The sequence below is a fragment of the Lysinibacillus sp. RS10 genome, from assembly GCF_041956855.1.
Classification (GTDB): Bacteria; Bacillota; Bacilli; order Bacillales_A; family Planococcaceae; genus Lysinibacillus; species Lysinibacillus xylanilyticus_A.
Genome location: NZ_CP167122.1, coordinates 2,019,316 through 2,041,262 on the forward strand (window position 1 = coordinate 2,019,316; position 21,947 = coordinate 2,041,262).

The 21,947-nt window shown below is 36.5% G+C and carries 18 protein-coding genes; 14 read left to right on the forward strand and 4 right to left on the reverse strand.

The features are described from left to right. Positions 1 to 97: 97 nt before the first annotated feature. The 5 genes from ACB089_RS10340 (at position 98) to ACB089_RS10360 (ending at position 6,873) form a co-directional block, all read left to right on the forward strand. Positions 98 to 1,336, forward strand: a complete 1,239-nt coding sequence (locus ACB089_RS10340) for a DUF2399 domain-containing protein (RefSeq protein WP_374966323.1) — start codon at positions 98 to 100, stop codon at positions 1,334 to 1,336. After that, positions 1,315 to 2,739 carry a hypothetical protein gene (locus tag ACB089_RS10345; protein WP_374966324.1) on the forward strand — a complete coding sequence of 475 codons (1,425 nt, stop codon included), beginning with the start codon at positions 1,315 to 1,317 and terminating at the stop codon, positions 2,737 to 2,739. Before ACB089_RS10340 ends, ACB089_RS10345 begins: the two co-directional genes overlap by 22 nt. Beyond that, a complete protein-coding gene (locus tag ACB089_RS10350; protein WP_374966325.1) occupies positions 2,681 to 3,361 on the forward strand; it encodes a hypothetical protein in 681 nt (226 codons plus the stop codon). The genes ACB089_RS10345 and ACB089_RS10350 overlap by 59 nt, the downstream gene beginning before the upstream one ends. Next, the gene (locus ACB089_RS10355) at positions 3,358 to 6,564 is read left to right on the forward strand and encodes an AAA family ATPase (protein ID WP_374966326.1); all 3,207 of its coding nucleotides are present in this window, start codon (positions 3,358 to 3,360) and stop codon (positions 6,562 to 6,564) included. Before ACB089_RS10350 ends, ACB089_RS10355 begins: the two co-directional genes overlap by 4 nt. A 168-nt stretch (positions 6,565 to 6,732) precedes the next feature. Beyond that, complete coding sequence (locus ACB089_RS10360; RefSeq protein ID WP_374966327.1) at positions 6,733 to 6,873, forward strand: DUF2812 domain-containing protein; 141 nt, start codon at positions 6,733 to 6,735, stop codon at positions 6,871 to 6,873. Between the two features lie 244 nt (positions 6,874 to 7,117). Here the strand turns inward: ACB089_RS10360 and ACB089_RS10365 are convergent, their stop codons facing one another. Continuing rightward, positions 7,118 to 7,396: a PadR family transcriptional regulator gene (locus ACB089_RS10365; protein ID WP_374967537.1), complete on the reverse strand. Its 279-nt coding sequence runs from the start codon at positions 7,394 to 7,396 to the stop codon at positions 7,118 to 7,120. A gap of 215 nt (positions 7,397 to 7,611) precedes the next feature. Next, on the reverse strand, positions 7,612 to 8,238 hold the full coding sequence (locus ACB089_RS10370; protein ID WP_374967538.1) for a YitT family protein: 627 nt from the start codon (positions 8,236 to 8,238) through the stop codon (positions 7,612 to 7,614). 161 nt (positions 8,239 to 8,399) lie between these two features. Between ACB089_RS10370 and ACB089_RS10375 the strand changes: the two genes are divergently transcribed. Next, the gene (locus ACB089_RS10375) at positions 8,400 to 8,822 is read left to right on the forward strand and encodes a pyridoxamine 5'-phosphate oxidase family protein (RefSeq protein WP_374966328.1); all 423 of its coding nucleotides are present in this window, start codon (positions 8,400 to 8,402) and stop codon (positions 8,820 to 8,822) included. Positions 8,823 to 8,975: 153 nt separating this feature from the next. On the opposite strand, the gene ACB089_RS10380 is transcribed toward ACB089_RS10375, so the two are convergent. Further along, positions 8,976 to 9,533, reverse strand: coding sequence for a flavodoxin family protein (locus ACB089_RS10380; RefSeq protein ID WP_374966329.1), 558 nt, complete (start codon positions 9,531 to 9,533; stop codon positions 8,976 to 8,978). A 113-nt stretch (positions 9,534 to 9,646) separates the two neighbouring features. Here ACB089_RS10380 and ACB089_RS10385 point away from each other — a divergent pair, with 113 nt between their 5' ends. Continuing rightward, entirely contained in the window at positions 9,647 to 10,537 is an 891-nt protein-coding gene (locus ACB089_RS10385) for a LysR family transcriptional regulator (RefSeq protein ID WP_374966330.1), read from the forward strand. Positions 10,538 to 10,952: 415 nt separating this feature from the next. Here the strand turns inward: ACB089_RS10385 and ACB089_RS10390 are convergent, their stop codons facing one another. After that, positions 10,953 to 11,978, reverse strand: a complete 1,026-nt coding sequence (locus ACB089_RS10390) for an S-layer homology domain-containing protein (RefSeq protein WP_374966331.1) — start codon at positions 11,976 to 11,978, stop codon at positions 10,953 to 10,955. A gap of 1,257 nt (positions 11,979 to 13,235) precedes the next feature. Between ACB089_RS10390 and ACB089_RS10395 the strand changes: the two genes are divergently transcribed. The 7 genes from ACB089_RS10395 to ACB089_RS10425 all read left to right on the forward strand — a co-directional run bounded on the left by ACB089_RS10395 (position 13,236) and on the right by ACB089_RS10425 (position 21,796). Further along, a complete protein-coding gene (locus ACB089_RS10395) occupies positions 13,236 to 13,475 on the forward strand; it encodes a metal ABC transporter permease (RefSeq protein ID WP_374967539.1) in 240 nt (79 codons plus the stop codon). Positions 13,476 to 14,105: 630 nt separating this feature from the next. Then, the gene (gene ltrA, locus ACB089_RS10400) at positions 14,106 to 15,368 is read left to right on the forward strand and encodes a group II intron reverse transcriptase/maturase (protein ID WP_374963429.1); all 1,263 of its coding nucleotides are present in this window, start codon (positions 14,106 to 14,108) and stop codon (positions 15,366 to 15,368) included. 487 nt (positions 15,369 to 15,855) lie between these two features. Next, the gene (locus ACB089_RS10405) at positions 15,856 to 17,058 is read left to right on the forward strand and encodes an MFS transporter (RefSeq protein ID WP_374966332.1); all 1,203 of its coding nucleotides are present in this window, start codon (positions 15,856 to 15,858) and stop codon (positions 17,056 to 17,058) included. Positions 17,059 to 17,346: 288 nt separating this feature from the next. Next, positions 17,347 to 17,718 carry a VOC family protein gene (locus tag ACB089_RS10410; RefSeq protein WP_374966333.1) on the forward strand — a complete coding sequence of 124 codons (372 nt, stop codon included), beginning with the start codon at positions 17,347 to 17,349 and terminating at the stop codon, positions 17,716 to 17,718. 464 nt (positions 17,719 to 18,182) lie between these two features. Then, entirely contained in the window at positions 18,183 to 19,604 is a 1,422-nt protein-coding gene (locus ACB089_RS10415) for an anion permease (RefSeq protein WP_374966334.1), read from the forward strand. 203 nt (positions 19,605 to 19,807) lie between these two features. Continuing rightward, the gene (locus ACB089_RS10420; RefSeq protein ID WP_374966335.1) at positions 19,808 to 20,455 is read left to right on the forward strand and encodes an ArsR/SmtB family transcription factor; all 648 of its coding nucleotides are present in this window, start codon (positions 19,808 to 19,810) and stop codon (positions 20,453 to 20,455) included. 87 nt (positions 20,456 to 20,542) lie between these two features. After that, positions 20,543 to 21,796, forward strand: a complete 1,254-nt coding sequence (locus tag ACB089_RS10425) for an MFS transporter (RefSeq protein ID WP_374966336.1) — start codon at positions 20,543 to 20,545, stop codon at positions 21,794 to 21,796. Positions 21,797 to 21,947: the final 151 nt, after the last annotated feature.

A 21,947-nucleotide genomic window follows, 5' to 3' on the forward strand; every position in this document is an offset into this window, starting at 1 on the left:
GTTATGTGTTTTAACAGATTTTTTTGATTTAATATATATAAGTAGGTCCATTCAATACACTGGTTTTGTATAATGAAGGGAGAAAGGGTGCGATAGTATGATAGAACAATTTTTGACTTCGTATTTTGTCAAAAATGGTGAACACCTTGAAGTACCTCCAAAATATATTTCAGATACAATCAAGCAGTATACGGTAGCAAAACAGACTGCACGAACTTACCGCATTGTATCGTTTTTAAAGGTTGGTCAACTAACAAAAACAGTGCCACCACAAGGGCTATTAAATTATAAATTCACAAAAAATGCAAGGCGAAAGCTAACAGAAGATTTTTCTACAATTCAAAGCTGGATTAAGAAAGGGTGGATTGTAGAAGAAATTGTTTTCGCACAAGATGGGCGTACCGCAAAAGCAATCCATTACCGAATTGGACCAAGTTTAAAGTGCTATATTGATGCACAGAAAGAGCAGCAGACGCAAAGGTTAGAAAATTATGCATTGCAGTTGCAAAAAAGTGCTGACATACAACCTATAAAAGAACTTCAACAAGCTGTGCGAAATTTAAATGAGTTTATAGCAATGCCGATCGAAAAATTAGCGCATACGCCAAAATTATTGTCCCATTGGTCGATTGAAAAACGATTACGTTTTTTGCATTTTTCAATCGGCTTTTTCCAATTGGCAAATGAAGGAGTACTGTTTGATTTTAAAGAAATAGGTGCAACGCTTTTTGATAAGATTGGAGGCTCAAAAGTTTTCGACCGTGAGCAAAAAGAATTTATCGAGGAGCTAGAACGTGTCTTTTCTGTACAGACAAGTGATTGCGGATTAATTAGTTTAGGGAAAATTACACCAGTCTTTTTTTCGGGTGAGTTAACGGGGACATATAGCCATTATCAACAAGGTGTTATTCATGCATTAACAGATGATGCCATTTTAAAGGATACATATAAAACAGATGCAAGCATTATTTGGCTCGTCGAAAATAGAGCAATCCTTACACGAATGGCAAAGGAAACAAGCTTTTTACAGCATACTAATTCCTTTATTTTATGCTTAGATGGTCAAATAAGGTCTGCGCATAAAACGTTGATTCGTCAGCTTGTCACCACACAAACAGTGATTATTTGGACAGATTTTGATGTTGCAGGCTTAATAATAGCTATGCATGCAGTACAATTGATTAAGACACCATATAAAATGATTGCTAGGGATAATCAGACTTTTTCTGATATCGAAGCCTATAAAAAGTGGCTACTTGGTGAACTTGAAATAGCTGAACACGAACAAGAGCAGCAATTAGGAGACATAGAACAATGGATGAAATGGATACAGTAAAGCGTGCACCTATCTCTATTTTTAATGTTGAATCGAACACAGCTGAGCTTAAAACATCAATGCGTGATATTGCCTCATTAGCGGGGGTATTAAACGAGCTTGGGAGCCAGCAAATTTATGAGTCACCGCTTGAAATTTTACGGTTTCTAAATACGATTCAGCTTTTATATGAAGAATCTTTAGGCTTAGCAGATGTGATTGAGGATACAGAAATGCTGTATTATCGCTATCGTAATACATTTATCGATGATGCACCACCAACCATCAAGCAACTTGATCACTTAATTTACATTTTGGCGCGTAATAGCTGGCTTACAAAACAAACGCGTCAAATAAAATTATTAGACCGTGGTAAACGGATGATGGATGCACTTATTCGTCTTGCGAACGACTCATTAGCCTATTATTTACAGGATGATATTGGGCGTTCGCTTTTCCAAGCACGGCGAGATGCGGAGCTCAGTGCAGCCTATGATGATAATGGAATCTCAGGAGGTAATAAAATTGCATCTATGATTCACAATGTTGAAGATGCAATTCAAAAACTGGAACTTCGTCAATTAGAATTTTTTGCTGATCGAAATGCTTTACCACAGCTTGAAATTATCCATCAGCTAATGCAGGAACTTGAAATAAAAATGCAAGAGCGACTTAGCCAGTTCCAAACTGTAGAAGAGAGCTTAGTGATGAGTGAATTAGTACAACGTGGGACAGCCGTTTTATCAAAGGGAACAGCTCTTAGTCTAGGAATGCTTACGAAATATATTCGTTTTGTAACGATGCAGGATACGCCTCTCTCCGATTCGATTTCACCAGAAAAGATACGCACATTTATAGTAAATATGTACAACCCACCAATCGATTCGAATATCCCAAATGCGTATGATTTATTTAGTTTTATGGAGCAGGCACAGTATAAGGATGAGGAACTGGACGGTATTTGGATGCCAATTAAATTTGCAGCTCCGATAGGTGGACAAGATATTGATGAAGCTATTCACTATTTAGAAACCTATGAACCAAAAGTGAATGATCCAATTGAGACTGAGGAGGAAATCGACTTTGAAGAAACGGTTGTTGAAGGTGAATCCGTTCAACAATTGTTTGATGATGCGGCGTGGCAAATGACGAAGGCGGTTATTAATACAGATGTAATCGAACATTACTTGGATGTACATGGTGAAAGTGAACTAGAGGAAGTGATGATTGAATCAAGCTCTGCTGAATGGGGAGATGCAATTCGGTCCCTTTTAGCTGTATCAGCTTTAACTAGTAAACAAAAGGTGAATATGAAGGAAGTATTGGATACAAAACAATTCGATAAACGATGGGAGTGGGTAGAAGATGACGACAGACGATTTACATTACAACGACATAAACGCACAACTTGCGACAATGAGTAATTTACGTGCCTACTTATCGGCGGAGGAAGAGCTAGCATTCATGCAGCTTTTATTTTCATCCTCTGCAAGTGTACTAGGCAGTAATTATGGTTTAAGACGTAAGGATTTAGAAAAGCTATTAGACATAAAAAACGATGACAAGGCTTTCTATTCTTTTATTGAACGTGTAAATGCAGCGGTGCATCGCAACTTTCGTGTAATTTATGATGAAAAAAGAACGCGCGTGATCGTTATGATGCGAGTTTCCGCCAAGGATGCAAAGTCGACATTAAGCAAAGAGGCACTTGCGATTTTACTATATATGTTTTATCAGCAGGAAGTACTAAACCATGAATATACATTAGTGCAGCAAATATTAACAGATTTCGGACATGAGATGTTAAATGCGAGTGCTAAATTACTGAAAAACATCGACCAGCTGAAAAAAATCGGTGCAGTAGAAGAAAATGAAATTTCAAAAAATGAAAAAGCTTACTCGTTAACAGCGATTGGTGTTCATATGTTTTCAGATTCATTTTTACGAAGAACTGCCGAATTTGCCCAATCGACTCAGTTAAATAAAGAAGAAGTATTGAAATTTTTCAAACGCTATAATCTGTATATTCGGGAGGACGCACTATGATTCCCTATCGTCTGCAGTTTAGTGGTATACGTGACTATAAACCAACGCGCATTTTATTTGGTCAAGCTAATGATCATATTCTAATCACGGGTCCAAATGGCACAGGAAAATCAACTATATCATTTTGTATGGGAGCGGTACTATATTCGTCAAAAATCGATTTAGAGGGCTTGCGTTCAAATAATTTACCAAGCCATCAAAAATGGAGAGCGATGGTGGAGCTAACCTTTAAAAATGAAGGGCCATCACGAATTGACGCAGCACCTTTTGTTTCATTTCGATTAATGATTGAGCAGGATGCAAATCGGGGCGTATTACAGCGGGAATATCATGTCCTAACTGGAGAAACAGAGGACGAATTGACTGTCAGCGATATTTATCGTTCAGGTGATGCAAACCAACGTAATTTTACAACATATAAAGAAGATTTACAGTTTAAATATAAAATTGATTCAGATTTATTTTATTTAATTTGGTATCAGCAAGAAGTGAATCAGTTTGCTGTGATGGCGCCTGAAGAGCGTTTTCGTCGATTTAGTGAAATGCATAATATTACTGAAATCCAGCAGTTGTGGGAAACAGCAATTGAAGGTGTTAAAGAGTTGGAGCAAGAGCTTGCGGCTGCGAAGACAGTTGTAAAGCAGGCTGAATTTAATTTGAAATTAGCAAAAGAAGAATTTGATCGTTTAAAAAATAACAAGGCTCGTTTATATGAAGCAGGAAAAGCGCATATCCTTTATACAATGTCACTTGTGCAATTATACAACAATCAAAAGCTAGAACTTGTGGAAAAACAAAAAAAGCAAACAAACTTTCATCAAGATACAGAAGGAAAAATTGGACAAATAAAGAAACAAATCGAAAAAGCAAAGCACTTATTACAAGAGTTGCGTAAAAAGCAACTGCAAATGGATGAGGAAAAGCGATCAAAATCAACATTGCTTGAACAGTTATCCAAGAAACGAGAGACCTTGATTGTGACAGAACAGGAATTAAAGGATCAACTTTTTCATACAGAGGAACAGCGTAAACAGCTTCGGTTTACAGAGGATGTAACAAAAGCAAAATTCGATGATGCACAGCAAGAACTAGTTATAATTGAACAGCAATATAAACAATTACAGCAGCAATTAACAAATTTGACTATCCAAAAGGATGAGCTTAATGGCAATAGATTAACCCTTAAATGGGAGCTAGAGCAAATTGAAAAAGCGGAGCAGGAAGCAATCGCACTCCTAGCAGAGCATACGAGTGCCCACCATGTACAACAAAAAATTACCCATCTTGAACATCAAATTCAGGATTATTATAAGAAAAAAGTTTCCTTAGAGCAGGCACTTGAAAATACAACAATTGAAATTACACAACGTGAAAACAATCAAATATATTCAGCTCGTCAATTAGCAGGCTTACAACAATTCAAGCAACGAAACATCTCGGCTTATACATTCCGAGATTTAGTTACGTTAGCTGAAGGTGCCACAATAGAGCATGAAAATCGTTTGAATTCGATTAAATATACCATTTTTTATGATGCAAAAGAAAAAGTAGCGTTCAATGATTTGTATCATGTATCGTTACGTTCAATTGTGCCAGCTCGTTTGACTACTAGTTTACCAGTGCAAAAATTAGTTGTTCGACAAGGATTATCGGAAAAAGAACAAAATTTTGCCGTAAAAGCATTATGGTGGGTGCAGCAATTTTTCGAGATGCAAGTACCGAAAATCCAAGATGAATTATTAGTAGATGAGCATGGCAATCGAGGTGCACAAGAAAAAAATACAGTTATTTTAAATGATAAAATGCTGATAGAGCAGTTATACAAAATGCGCCAATTAAGGACGCAGCTTGAAACACAGTTAACAGTAGCGACAACACAATTTAAAGAAGACCAAATCAGCTTGCAAAAGCTAAATAGTATTATAAAGGATGTACAGAAGGCAGAAGCAATTGTCGTAGATGCCGAATTCAAGCATCATAAGCTACAGTACAAAACAAAACTAGACGAACAGTTTACAGAACTTCAGAAACAAGAAATCCAGATGAAAGCAGCACTACAAAATGAGCAAGGGAAAAAAATAGCCACCCAATTTGAATTAGAAAAACTAAAAACTGAGCTAGATATTTATGAGCAGCTTGGCGTTTTAAAGAAAGTTCAAGAACAGCTTGCAGAAGCGAAATTAAAGTTAAAAGACATGAATGATACTATTGATGAGACGAATAGCAAACTTAATCAATTAAAGGATGAGAGCTATAAACTCCATGATGTTTGTAGACAAAAAGAAAGTGATATTCGATCGCTTGAGCGTGATTTAACGGATGCAGAAAATGAAGTGCAAGGTACGGAGAAGTTGCTTATCAAATATCAGGAAGAATTTGAAGTGGCAGAAGCCTCCATTTTACAAGAACAGCTTCGTTTAGAAGAGCTAGCAACAATTATTCCAGATATTTTTGCTAAAGTACAAGAAGAGGCTCTAGTATTAAATAGCACTGTGACAAAGTTGAAAAATGACAATACTACAGCACGTATCAACTTTGAGAATGCACGAGTAGAAGATGTGAATCCTGAGGCAGAGCGTAATTATATTGCAGTAAAAGATGACTTTGACATAAAAAAAGAGACAGTAGATCAAACACAGGAATACTTAGAAATTCACAGAAATCGAGCATTAGAAAATGAGAATCGTCTTGAAACGACCATCAATATGAATGTTCTTAAAATAAATAATTTATTTTCGAAATATATGGATGAATTCCAATTTGAAGGAAAAATTGAGTATGAACGTTTTGAAGATAAAAAAGGTCGTATAATTTTTAAGTTGTATATTAAAGCGCGAAAAATCGGACATAGTGGGCGTTTAGAAGACGTGGGCACAAAGGCTAGACATGGTAAGCTTGGAAAAGGTGTGTCAGGCGGAGAAGAGTCATTAAGCTCACTATTATTTGCACTTGCCTTGCTACAAAATTTAAATACCTCACCAAGCTTCATCGTACTAGATGAGTTTGATAGTGCATTGGATGAGGAGCGTAAAGAAAAAGTGTTTGATTTGTATGTAAACGAATTACAACGAAAGCTTATTATTTTATCGCCTAAGGCTCATGATGACCATTATTATAATAAATTTTCAACAGTTGTCGTCGTCGAGCACGATTCAGCTGTACCGATTAGTCGTACAAAAACGATTCGATTGCTCACACATTAGAGAGAAAGTTAAAAAAGGAGCTAACTTACATCTGTAAAAGGCTCCTTTTTAACGTTCACTATTGAACAAGGAGCTGAATTGCTTTGCGATAGCGAATATAAGTTAAAGCATAAATCACACATGTTGCAATAAATAGCCATGGGATAGTAAAATGCATTAAGGCAAAGGGTGTTTCAAAATTCTTTTGGCGTTTACATATTTAAGAGAACTTCAGATACGGAACAAGTCATTCGAATTGATTTTCAGCAAGATCTTCGCAAAGAGGCACACGAAAACTATGTACAATTACACGAGGATTTTGGTTGGTAAGTTATTAAAGGGAAATCTAATGACGGAACTTATTATTGGGTAAAAGACAAAGATGGACATGATGAATTATTTTCAGATAGTGATTCGCAGATTGCTATATATAAACGTTTAATGAAGCATGCGATCTTTTGGGCCATACTATCATTCGCTTATTTAATGAATATGTGTACATGCCCAGCCACTTTCAAGCATTGTATTTAACCATCGTTCTTTATTATCCATATAAAAAATATTTTAAACTTTATCAATTTTCATCAGCTCCCTCATATAAAGATAAAATTCGCTGCAATCTTTCTTGCTCGGCCGCTAATACTTCTAGTCCCTCAGCTGTTGTTTGATAAACCTTACGCCTCGTATCTTGGGTCTCTACAGGCGAAATCCAATGATATTTCAACAAATTTTCAATTGCCCCATACATGGTCCCAGCAGCAATCCTTACACTACCTTCGCTCATTTCTTCGATTTTTTGCATCATTGCATAACCATGAAGCGGTTCGCGTAAAGCTAGTAAAATATAGTGCATCGTTTCCGATAAAGGTAGTAATTTATGCTTTTTCACTATGTCACACCTCTTATTCAGTTCAACTGTATAGTTTGATTATATATAGTCCAACTGTATAATGCAACTGTATACAAAAAAAGACAATACATCTTAAAATGCATTGTCCTTAAAGTTAATCCCGCATGAATTGCCCATAATAATGGGATGAAGAACACCCCACGGAATAAACTTTCACTTTATATAACAGCGTTCTTCACGCCTGTCCATTTTGTAAATAATTTCTCGTTGTATGTTAAAGCCAATTGTACAATTGGCCCAAGCCCAAAGGCCATTAGAGCTGTTCCAACCCCAATAGGTCCGCCAAGTAAAAAACCAAGTATAGCAACTGTAACTTCCATCGTTGTACGAGCGCGCGTGACACTCCAGCCGAATTTATGGACCATTAGAAGCATTAATGAATCACGAGGACCAATACCTAAATTCGCTACCATATACATACCGCAGCCCCAACCAAGTAATACTAAGCCACATACATAAGCTAGCAGTTGCATCCAAAAACCATTTATATCAGGAAGCCAATAGTTAAAAATATCAATAAAAATACCTGCTAAAAACATATCTATAAATGTGCCTGGCAGTGGAAACTTCTTCGTTACGACCATATCAATTGCTAGAATAGCTAGTCCAATTATAATTGACCAAGTACCAATTGTTAACCCGAACGTTTTCGTTAGTCCAATATGTAAAACGTCCCACGAACCAACACCAAAAATTTGCCCTTTAATCGTTAACGTTATACCAAAAGATAAAACCAAAATACCTGTAAGAAAAAACAGACAGCGTGTGAAAAAAGCTTGCTTCATCATTAAATACCCTCATTCTAAAAATTCTTGTGTCCAAAAAAATATTATAACAATAGATTGAGAATAACTCCGAAGATTGACATTTCGTATTTTTCTAAAAATTACGGTTAGCTTAGCTAAATAAGGACAAAATATAAGGGGATAAGAAAGGATGGGATTACATGAGCTCTGTACGTGACGAAATATTAGAAGTTTTAAATCGAGAAAAAATAGGAACGATGGCAACTGTGAGAAATGGTAAACCCTTTTCACGCTATATGACGTTCGAAAATGAAAATTTTGTGTTATATACAGTAACGAATAAACATTCAGAAAAAATGGAAGAGCTTCACAATAATCCATATACACATATTTTATTTGGGTACGAAAATGGAGGCTTTGGTGATTCGTATGTTGAAATTGAAGGAAAGCTAACAGAAATTCATGAGGAAGGACTAAAAAATAAGTTAGCTGAGTTTTTTACAAGTATTTTCGTTGGTAATCAAGATGAAATGATTACTTTAAAAATCGAGCCGATTCGTATGCGCCTGATGAATAAAAAAGGGGAGCCAGCTAAAGAGCTTGAATTTACAAACGACTATTAAGATGTGGTCGTTTTTTTCGGGTGATAATGGAAATTATACAATGGGCTTCTTCATTTAACGATAAATCTTTACTACAAAATATTTTGACGTCACATGGAAAAATCGAACATTTGAAAAACGACCTAAAAGCATCCCCGCTTTCAGGTCGTTTTCTTATTGAACATTTATACGTGCTTTTAACTGATTATTTAATATGGCTGCCTGTACTAGTGCCTGTTCATCATGACGAATCTCACCTGGTATGTTTGCTTCTCCAATAATATATGAGGAAAACTGCATCTTTAAGAAATCAAAGATGTATTGGAATTGTTGAATCATTGGTAGACCCTTTATATATGGGTCATCACCTCCGACAGCAAGAACGATGGCCTCAGTATTTTGTAGTTTTTCTTTTAGTTGTGGAAAGCGCTCATCACGAATAGCATGACTTAGTCGATCCACCATATTTTTCATAATTCCTGACATGCTGTACCAATAAATGGGTGTTGCAAAAATAACGAGGTCACTTGTTAAAAATGCATGAATAATTTGATCATAATCATCATCTACAAACTGAAAGCCATTATTATCATGGCGCAAATCGTGAATAGGCTCGATCGTTAAATTTTTAAGGTCTATTTTTTCATGTCTAATGCCCTCTAATACATAGTCAGCTAGTTGCTCACTATTACTATCGGCTCTAGAGCTTCCAATGAAAGCGGTAATGTTCATTTGAATCCTCCTCTGTTTTTTAGGTTATTACTAGTGTAAACTGATGTTTATTATCGATAAAGCTGAATGTTTCGATGGAATGTATCGGAAAAGGCGATTAAGAGGTGAAAGAGATGGATATTAAACAGCTACAAACGTTTTTAACAGCATCAGACACGTTAAGCTTTACGCAAACAGCACAGCTACTAGATTATGCACAGTCAACTATTACCGCACAAATTAAATCACTTGAAGAGGAGCTAGGAGTTGTTCTTTTTGAGAGGCTAGGAAAGCGTATTACTCTGACGGAAGAGGGCAAGCGATTACAACAGTATGCCCAAAAAATGCTCGACTTAGATATGGAAATGAAAAAAGCAATGTTAAACGAGCAGGAACAAGCAGTGTTAAAAATAGGTGCACAGGAAAGTCAATGTGTATATCGTCTTCCAAGTATTTTACAACAATTTCAAAAATCTCATCCCCAAGTAAAAATTATTTTTAAGCCCGTACACACAACCGAAATTGCCAAAGATTTATTACAGTCAGGCCATCTCGATGTAGCGTTTATTACAGATATTTATAGAGAGACGCCTATGTTATATAGGGAACGACTTTTACAAGAGCAATTAGTATTTGTCACAGCACCTACCGACGATAACTTTGGGAAAGGTGTATTTTCTTCACAACGATTAATAAATGAAACGCTGCTCTTGACCGAAAGTGGTTGTTCCTACCGTAATCAATTGGAAATACAGTTACAGCAGGAAGGTGCACTTCCATACCAAATGATTGAATTTGCTAGTATTGAAGCCATTAAACAATGTGTGATGGCTGGCTTAGGCATCTCATTCTTACCGAAAATGGTGGTGGAGAAGGAGCTAGAAAACCATCGTTTAAAAGAATTGACGACATCCATGAATTTAGCAGATATTTTTACGGATATTGCTTGGCATAAGAATAAACATATATCTCCGTACCTCTCGGATTTTATTGAGATTGCCATGAAGAGTTATAAAAAGTTTTAAGAGCACTTAACTAATGACTGATTAGCAAAAAGTTGCTGGCCATTGAATCGGCAACACCGCAAATGTCGATTTAAAATAAGGGTCGTACTGTTTATAAAAGAGAAACCACATTTCACTGAATTAATTACCGCCACAGGCTACAGTCAATTAAAAAGGGAAGATATTAGCAAAATAGCAACGAAAAAATTCTTTTATCGCTCAATAATAAGCCTGACTTTCCTAATCAACACGCTTGTTTTTATAAAGATTGTATCAGTGATAAAAGTGCTAGTTGGGTAATTAAAAAAGTGCGAATGAATTCTATAATTCATTTCGCACTTTTTAGTTCATCGGCACAATTGTGACTTATAAAAGTACCTCAATGATGTAGTAATTCAACATTTTGATGTTAGAGATTACGAGTCGGACATACAACCTATTGTTTTTTCAAAGTCCCAGAAAAATTGGTTCCTTCATCATGCTCTGTACGACAATCAACCTCGGTAATTTTTAGTGCATTTTGAAGGCGCTCAAATTCTAGTACACAGCGATTGCCGTTTGAAGCGTTGTTCATCACGGCCTTCGTGCTTGAAGTAATCGTTGCAGTCCCATCAATACTACCTCCAGCTGTTCCATCATTGGCAGTAATGAAAATGTTGAAATTTTTACTTGTTGCGTTGGAAATGATGGCGTCACGGCGATTAAAATCAGTCGCACTGTTGCCCCATTTATAGTAATACGAATAGGTCCCTTCCCAAGCACTTTTTGATGGTGTTGTGAGCTGCATTGTTTTATCTAGCTGATTCTGGCCATTTTTTGCTCGCGTATTTAAAGAAGCATTGCTAGCATTTTCATGAATGGCTTGTGCGTCCTCTGAAATTTCATAAAAATTTCTTTCATCCATACGATGGAGCATTGTAACGACTTGAGCACGTGTCATATTGTTTGTAACGCCGAAAAACTTCTGCAAATTACGATTTTCATACTGAGGATTTTGACCAGTAGAAATGTAGTAGTCGAGTAAAAATTGAATCGATTGATCTAATCCACTTTTGCCATTCGTTAAATGTGATATTGCCTGTGCCACAACACCACGCTTTACAGTAGCTGCTCGAATATAGTTATCAAAATATCCATTTAATGGCACACCATAGCTTGCAAGACGATTGTAATATTCATCAGACCAGTTTGTAGCAGGGGTCTGTTTTTTTAATTCATCATACGGCGATTCAAGCTCATAAAAATTGGCAAGTAGTTTCGCAAATTGTTGCTCTGTAATTGTTGCATTAGGTTTAAATGTACCATCTGCATAGCCGTTAACGATTTCATATTCCTCGGCCCACATAATGGCTTCATACGCATAGTGATCTTCTGGTACATCTTTAAAGCCAGCAGCTTGTACTGTGTAACCACTTGCCACAACAAGTATAGAAAGCATTAAAGCGCATACTAATTTTTTCATTAGTCTCAGTCATCCTTTCTAGCTAGGTATGTTAATAGTTTGCAGTATATGGATTAAAACTGCAAATTTTTCTAGTGAAGGACGAGGGAGGAAACGATTAAAGGAGACGATTCGTTTAAGAAAGCAGGAAAATTGATAATCTGTATTTTTAGCTTAGTCAAAAGTAAATTGATATTTTTCGGAAGTGCTGAAAAATCCTAACCATTTATTATTTAAGTGCATGTTTGGATGCCCGTTGAAAAAAGATTATACTGGTATTCATCTCAACAATTATAGAGGGGGAATATTCTACTGCATGAAGATAGTAAAATTTAATAGATTATTGTTGACGTTTTAATTGATAATGGTTATCATTTTCGTATAAAGATTATTTCCTCATTTACAAAACAGTGTAGAGAGGATGAACTTTAGCTACTTTTCTCCAGAAGTTTGCTAGTTCATGATTACGCTCCTAAAACCCCCCTTATTTTTTGGGAACGTGAAAATCTCAGACGATTCATTCTAAGATAGGATGGAGTCGTCTTTTTTTAATGTTTCTGGATATTAAAAAAACAACCCATAGAACCGACTGTTATGAAGAAGTAAATAATTAAACAGCACAAATCGATCGCAAACTGCCAAGCATTAAACTACTAAACGAAATAGATTGTGATTAAGGTATTTGTATCAGGAGAATACCAACTAATATGACGGATGAAATATGAAGTTGTAGAAGGAATTAGTGAAGTGGAACTGTTATAAAAGTAGAAAAATCCATGAGGGTTTGACACAAGCTATTCGTTTTAGTTCCGTGTTTTATGATGATGAATCGAGTAATTAAAAAGAGTGTATTGATACAAACAAATGACTAAACACCAGTATTTTTTACGAAAAATGTTGGTGTTTTTTGTGCTAGGCGAAAGTAATAAGAAAAAATTTTTAAAAGAAAATTTCATAAAATGGTTGAGTTTTTTTAATGTTGAGCATATATCTTTCCTAAAGGAAACAAAATATCGTCCGAGAAAGAAGAGTGAGTGAATGAAAGAGTTAGATGATGTGAAGCTAACAATTCTTCCGTTAAGTATTTTGATAATTCTTACACTTTTATGGAAACTAACAGAGTCTGTTGGAGCGGGAATGATGGTTATTGTTTTCTGGATAAGCTGGCGCCAGCTTATAAGGAAATTATTATAAATTAAGGGGGATAGAAGGACATTGCTTTCGATTACAATGCCAAAGGCTGTAAGGATGTTACTCCTTGTCCTGATAATTAATAGTATGTTCCTGCTATTATACTTTAAAGAAATGAAGTTAACGACCTTTGACCCAGTCTATGCTGCCTCCATTGGCATTCCTATTGTTTTTCTATATGATGATTTTATGACAACGGTTTCCTTTACTACCGTGATATTATTTAGCGAAGCTTTGGGATACGTCCAATGCAGGGATAAAGGCAACAACTGTGGGAGTTTTTTCCGTCGTTACATTAGTAAGTCAAAAAATCTTCGAGTGCCGTAGAAAATCGCTCGTTCGTAAATTAGAAGTTCTATTATGTGGAAGCATCGTTTGATCATGTATTCAAACGATGCTTTTTTGTGTGCGCCCGGCATGCGTATGAACTATAGGGTGCAAGTCCCGAACCTCGAAGACAGAAGTAGAGGTTAGCCAAGAGCAAGGGTGTCCGTGGCGACGCGGAATCTGAAGGAAGCTGGAGGCAAAACACCGGTCCGAGGAACACAAATCTCATATAAGGCTAGGTATGATTGGATGAGTGTGCACAACAACACAAAGTCCTTTCTGTCGAAGGTCATATCGAGTAAATGAGGCGGATAGATGGTGTGAAAGTGCATACGCTTACCCGGGGAGGTCTGATGGAAACGCAAAGTACACTTTGTAACCTACTTAGCGATAGGTAGCTGAACCATCAGAAGTCAGCAGAGGTCATAGTACCATTCACTTCTAGAATGAATGGAAAGGACCGAACAATTCGGAGAGAATAGCCCTTGGCATGCAGTTTTCTATGATAAACACAGAAAATCCAGAAGGACCGACTTAATGGAGGTAATGGTGAATCCCATGAGGGACATTGAGCGGGTGCAGTAGAAACTGTTATAAGAAGACAAGCTATTCACGGAGGAGTCGAACGAGATGTTAATGAATCAAATTTTATCACGAGAGAATCTGCTTCTCGCACTCAAACGGGTGGAACGAAACAAAGGGAGTCATGGAGTAGACAAAATGCCCGTAAAATTCCTACGACAGCATGTAGTCGAAAACTGGCTAACGATTAAGAAGCAAATTCTTGAGGGAACCTACCAACCACAACCAGTTCGCAGAATCGAAATCCCGAAACCTGACGGCGGTGTGCGACTATTAGGAATCCCAACCGTGACAGACCGACTCATTCAACAGGCAATTGCCCAAGTGCTATCCAACCTATACGACCCGAACTTCTCGAATCATAGTTACGGATTTCGACCAAAACGAAGTGCTCACGATGCAATCCGAGAAGCCAAAGGCTATATAAAAGAAGGATATCGCTGGGTAGTAGATATGGACTTAGAGAAATTCTTCGACAAAGTAAACCATGACCGTCTAATGAGTACATTAGCGAAGAAAATTTCTGATAAACCTCTACTCAAGCTGATTCGTAGATACTTGCAATCGGGTGTCATGATAAATGGTGTCGTTTATGATACAGATGAAGGAACACCCCAAGGGGGTCCACTGAGTCCACTTCTCTCAAACATTGTGCTGGATGAATTAGACAAAGAATTAGAGAAACGTGGTCATAAATTTGTCCGTTACGCCGATGACTGCAATATTTATGTGAAAACAAAACGAGCAGGAGAACGAGTGATGGCAAGTATCAAAACCTTTATTGAGAAGACGCTGCGATTGAAAATAAATGAGAAGAAATCCGCAGTGGCTCGTCCTTGGCAACGTAAATTCCTAGGATTTAGCTTTACCTCCCGCAAAGAACCACAAGTTCGAATTGCGAAAGAGAGCATAAAGCGAATGAAGAACAAAATTCGGGAATTAACAGCTAGAAAGAAGCCATTTCCAATGGAGTACCGAATTCAACAATTGAATCAATACTTAATTGGGTGGTGTGGCTACTTTTCATTAGCGGATACGAAATCAATATTTGAATCACTGGATGGATGGATTAGAAGAAGACTTCGCATGTGTTTATGGAAGAATTGGAAGAAGCCTCGTACGAAAGTGCGCAACCTTATTCGCTTAGGAGTTCCAGACTGGAAGGCTTACGAATGGGGCAATACTCGCAAGAGTTACTGGCGTATTTCGAAAAGTCCAATATTACACAGAACCCTTGGTAACTCTTATTGGAGTAACCAAGGGCTCAAAAGTCTGCAAGCTCGTTATGAAATCTTGCGTTATTCATCTTAATTGAACCGCCGTATACGGATCCGTACGTACGGTGGTTGGAGAGGTCGGGAGTTAGTCACTCCCTCCTACTCGATTATTTTATTATGTCTATTTCAAACTTTTGCATGATACTTATTTTCTGTAAAAACAGTATACTTTTGAAAGTAAATGGAAAAGGGGAGACAACTTGATTGGTAGATGTTTTATAAAAATGGTGGATGAGCAAGAATTAGTAACAAAATACATATGCATGTAAGTAGAAAATATCTTCTAGAAACACAAAAATTACAAAGGATGTAATTTTGAGGATCATCACCGAAAGTTGTGGATGGCATTTCTTAAGACGTATGTTTTGTATATAAGTTGATCTTCGTTCCGACTGGGCGCCCAGTCGGAACGGAAATCAACCACACGTTATGGTGATGAGCCATAATTATATGTACGAATATTTGTAATTTTGTTACTATTAATGTAATTAATTGAAAGTGAATCAACAAGGAGATGCAACATGTGGCATAATCGGAATGTATGGATAATTTTATTAGGCGAATTTGTCGTAGGTCTTGGCTTGTGGGCTGGGATTATAGGGAATCTAGCTTTTATGCAAGAGGTCGTTCCCTCTGACTTTCACAAATCATTAATTATTGCTTGCGGTATACTAGCAGGTTTAGTTGTAGGTCCGTTGGCAGGTCGTATTATTGACCAGTCGAAGAAAAAAACAGTGGTGCAGCAGGCAAGTATAGGACGAATTATAAGTGTGTTATTTATGTTTATGGCGCTTTATACAAATTCGGTTATTTGGATGATTCTTTTTTTAATAACATTGCAAATAGCAGCTGCCTTTTATATGCCGGCGCTACAATCTATTATTCCAATGATTGTCAAGGATAAGGATTTAATTACATTAAATGCTTGGCAAATGAATGCTCGAACGATATCAAGAATTATTGGAACTGCTGCGGCAGGATTTATGTTAAGTTTCTTTGAGCTTAAATGGTTGTATATCATTTCATTGATCGTCTATATGATGATGTTTGTTATTACGAACTTCCTACAATTAGATGAAACGGCTAATGAGTCGAAAACAAATAAGGAAAAGGGTAGTTTTAAAGAGGTTTTACCAATGGTGAAGGAGCACCCTGTTGTATTGATGACACTTGTTCTAATGTTAATCCCAACATTATTTTTAGGGTCCTTTAATTTAGTTATTATGAAAATTTCTGAAATCCATCAGTCAACGACGATATCAGGATTATTGTATACGGTTGAAGGTATCGGTTTTATGCTAGGTGCAGCAGGTTTAAAATTGATTACTGAACGGGTGAAAGTAGGAACACTGCTCTTTTCATTAGCATTTATCATTGGTTCGATGGAGCTAATGTTACTATTATCAGATATTCAATTCTTTGCGCTCATGACATTTGGCATTTTTGGTTTTTCAGTAGGCTGTTTTTTCCCAACGACAATGGTGATTTTTCAAAAGCAAGTACCAAAAGATTTTCACGGACGATTTTTCTCATTCCGCAATATGATCGATTCCGTCATCTTTCAAGTCGTTTTATTGTCGACAGGCATGATGTTAGATTTAATTGGTCTAAGTGGTATGGGGCTAGTTTTCGGGGTCATTAGTTTAAGTTTAACAATATCTTTTTTACTATATTCAAAGAAAAAGAATGTTGTCATGCATGCGCATTTAGTGAGTAAAAATTAATATTTCTCTAGTAGGAACTGTCAATCCTTGTAGCACTCTTGACAGTTCTTTTTTATTCTCACTGCATTGGAAGAAATAGGTAATCAGCTATTGGGCACCTTATTTGAATGAAGAGAACAATCTTTTTGAATCGGGTCAATTAATGGAATATGGCTCATTGAGTTAACTTGGCTTTGGTTTTATTTTAGAAAAATTGGACAAACTGAAATGTATTCATCAAAGTAATGATGTATACTTAATTTATGTAAAAACTTGCTTTAAATTATTAATTATTTTATTGGAGGAAATATGAAACTTGGTGCATTCTCTGTAAGTTTAAGTGTAAAAGACATTCACATATCAAAAACATTTTACGAAAATCTTGGATTTCAAGTATTCGGGGGGGATATTACTCAAAATTGGCTCATTATGAAGAATGAAAGCTGTATAATTGGTCTATTCCAAGGAATGTTCGAAAAGAATATTCTAACTTTTAATCCAGGATGGAATGAAAATGCCGAGAATCTAAATTCGTTTACAGACATTCGAGACATTCAGAAACATCTTAAAGCAAAAGGGATTAAAATATTATCTGAAGCAGATGAAACAAGCGAAGGCCCTGCAAGTTTTACAATTGAAGATCCTGATGGTAATCCTATTCTTTTAGATCAACACAGATGAGAACAAAATAATATTTCTTGAATGATTAAAGAATCTAGTCAAAATAAAGTGTACCCTTTGTAAAGGTCATTTTAAAAGCGCTAGGCAACTTGAAGAAGATGATGTCTGCATTGTGCAGTTGTCATCTTTTTTAGGTTCCACTACTTCGATCATGATTGTAATAGGTCATAAAACTTTTGATTTCTCCTCTAGTGTCTCACATGATTTTAAAACCCACATTCTTCCTGCTGTAAGTATATATTGTAAAAAAAATCCTATAAAAAAGTTCGTTTTTATTAATAGATTAACATAATAGAGAAATATTTCTAATTAAAGCCCGTTTTTTTCTAAAAAATGAACCAAAACTCTTTTCATCTATTACATAAAGCATATATAATACTTATGTTTTTTCGATAATGGGGAAATATTAAAACATGGGAGAAATCATTTTTGAAAATACATTGGGGTAAAGGAGCATTTACATCATGAAAGAAGAAAAAAGTGCAGTCAAATGGGTTCCTTTCTTAATTACCCTTGCTGTTGGTGTGGCTATCTGGTTTTGTCCAGTACCTTCAGGAGTAGATGAAAAGGCGTGGCATCTATTTTCTATTTTTGTTGCGACAATTATAGGATTTATTACTAAACCGTTGCCAATGGGTGCTGTATCCATTATTGCTATGGCTGTGATTGCCATAACAAATACATTAACCATTGAAGAGACATTAAGCGGTTTTGGCAATTCAACAATTTGGCTAATTGTTATTGCTTTCTTTATTTCACGTGGATTTATTAAAACGGGACTAGGAGAACGAATTGCCTATCTATTTGTTCGTGTTTTTGGGAAAAAAACCTTGAGTCTGTCTTACTCATTACTAGCGAGTGATTTAATATTAGCGCCAGCTATTCCTAGTAATACAGCTCGTGCTGGTGGTGTTATATTTCCAATCATCCAATCATTATCTCATACCTTCGGATCTAAACCAGAAGACGGTACAGAGCGTAAGATGGGGGCCTTTCTTTTGACGGTAGGCTTTCAAGGGAATTTAATAACATCTGCTATGTTTATGACAGCCATGGCAGCGAATCCTTTAATTGTAAAGCTGGCAAGTGATACAGCTGGAGTAACGATTACTTGGTTTGGCTGGGCGGTGGCTATGATTGTCCCTGGGCTAACAGCTTTAATCGTTGTTCCTTATATTATTTATAAAATCTATCCGCCTGAAATCAAGCAGACACCAGAAGCAGCAGCTATCGCTAAAAAGAAACTGGATGAATTTGGTCCACTAAAAAGTTCTGAAAAGCGAATGATTGTAGTATTTATTGTTGTGTTATCGTTATGGATTGGCGGAGACTCTTTAGGAATTAGTGCCACTACATCAGCTCTAATCGGTCTTTCCTTGCTTTTATTGTTAAATGTATTAACATGGGCAGATATCAAAAAGGAAGAAGGGGCATGGGATACGCTAGTCTGGTTTGCAACATTATTTATGATGGCATCTTTTATGAACAAACTAGGACTAATTCCATGGTTTAGTAATGAAGTTGGTGGACTTGTATCTGGGTATAGTTGGGTATGGGCTGTTGTCATATTAGCATTAGTGTATTTCTACTCCCATTATTTCTTTGCGAGTTCCACTGCTCATATTAGTGCGATGTATGCAGCCTTTTTATCTGTTATGTTGCAAGCAGGGGCACCAGCTATGCTAGCAGCTATATTATTAGCAGCATTTAGTAATTTATTTGGCGCCACAACCCATTATGGTTCTGGTCCAGCACCGGTCTTTTTTGGTGCAGGTTATATTGAACAGAAAAAGTGGTGGACAGTTGGATTTGTCGTTTCCGTAGTTACCATTCTGATCTTTACTTTAGTCGGAGGATTATGGTGGAAGCTTCTTGGTTATTGGTAATATAATTAGCTTCTGTATCCGGATAGAATTAAGTTTCTATCCGGATATTTTTATTGTTAAAGGTGTGAATAACTAAGGGCATAGTTGTCGCCTGGGCTAAAGCGCTACATCCCTGAGCCTATTGTATTGACAATAGTAAAATTCAGAAGTATTATTCAACTATTCAATAAATTAATTGAATAGTTTAAAGGTGGTTATCTGTATTGAATGAACGAAATTTAAAGGATTTGTTATATCAAGAGTTCGCAAGGATTGGAAAAAGTTTATCAAGTCCTAAACGATTGGAAATTCTTGATCTATTATCACAAGGTCCAAAGTCTGTAGATGCTTTAGCCAAAAGTACGGATATGTCAGTTGCCAATGTGTCTCAACATTTAAAAACACTTTTTAATTCGAGATTGGTTAAATTTAAGAAGGAAGGAAATTTTGTCATTTATGAACTAGCAGATGAAGTTATTTCTGATTTTTTAATTACATTGCATGCTTTATCAGAAAAGCAGCTTATCCAAGTTCAACAAATTAAAGAAGAATTCTTAAATGCTCAACTTGGCTTAGAAGGAATAACACTTTCAGAGCTTATTCCTCGAATGGAAAAAGGTGAGGTTTTACTATTGGATGTAAGACCGAAAGAAGAATTTGAGGAGGCGCATATTCCAGGTGCTATTTCGATTCCTATTGAAGAATTGGAGGATACACTTTCGTCTTTACCAGTAAATTGTGATGTTGTTGCTTATTGCAGAGGATCTTATTGTTTAATGTCTGCAAATGCAGTGAAGATTCTCAAAGCAAACGGAATTAAGGCATTTCGAATGGAACAGGGCGTTAAAGAATGGCTACAATTAGTGAAATAATTAAATTAGAGTTGAAATTGTCGAATAGGCTAATAAAATGGGGATAATTTTAATCATTTATATAAGTAAGAAAGAAGGTGTATATAAGTGTTTGGTCAATCACAAGATTCTATTGAGAGTTATATAGATTCACCTGAAAAGCTAAAAAATTTATACAGGCGCGTGTTGATTGTTGTTAGTATTTCCCAAATATTTGGTGGGGCAGGGCTTGCAGCGGGCATTACGGTTGGTGCTCTTTTAGCTCAACAAATGCTTGGAACGGATGCCTATGCAGGTGTGCCATCAGCTTTATTTACTTTAGGGTCAGCAGGAGCAGCTTTAATCGTAGGAAAACTTTCTCAACGGTATGGACGTCGTATAGGGTTATCGACAGGTTTTATTGTAGGGGGACTGGGGGCAATTGGTGTTGTAATTGCTGCCATGATGAATAGTGTCATTTTATTATTTGCTTCTCTACTAATCTATGGTGCAGGGACTGCGACAAATTTACAAGCTCGCTATGCAGGGACAGATTTAGCAAATAGTAAACAACGAGCAACTGCTATCAGTACGACAATGGTTATGACAACCTTTGGGGCTGTGGCAGGTCCAAATTTAGTAGAAATTATGGGCAAATTTGCTGTTTCTATTGGTGTGCCGTCTCTTGCAGGTCCATTTATTTTATCAGCAACAGCATTTATTTTAGCAGGTCTTGTCCTTTTTATTATGTTGCGACCCGATCCATTAGAGATTGCAAAAAGGATAGAAGCACATAAACAAGTAAATAAGACGGAATCCTTGAATAAAGCAAACAATAAAAGAGGTCTAACAGTCGGCGCAACGGTTATGGTACTTACTCAGATTGTAATGGTTGCAATTATGACGATGACACCAGTACATATGAAACATCATGGTCATGGTTTATCGGAAGTAGGGATTGTTATAGGATTTCATGTAGGTGCCATGTATCTTCCCTCGCTTGTAACAGGTATTCTTGTTGATAAAGTCGGACGAACAGCCATGAGTATTGCTTCAGGAGTAACTTTGTTATTTGCTGGTTTATTAGCGGCATTCGCACCGAGCGATTCTATGGTTCTATTAATAGTTGCTCTATCTTTACTTGGATTAGGTTGGAACTTTGGCTTAATAAGTGGTACTGCACAAATAGTAGATTCGACAGAGCCTTCTACACGAGCAAAAACACAAGGGAAAATTGATGTTTTAGTTGCACTAGCAGGAGCTTCTGGTGGTGTTCTCTCTGGTATGGTAGTGGCTAATGCAAGTTATGCGATACTATCTTTAGCTGGAGGTCTTTTATCCTTATTACTTATTCCTGTTGTCATTTGGTCTAGAAAAGCTTGAGATTCCTCTAAACCATAATGAGAAAAGAGATGTTGTAGATGTTTTTAATACTCAAAAGTTTAAGTGTTCAAAACTAATAAAATATAAAAGGGAAGCTTCTTTCGTTTAGCTTACAAGATGGAGATGTAATCTTCTATCATGGCGATTAAAG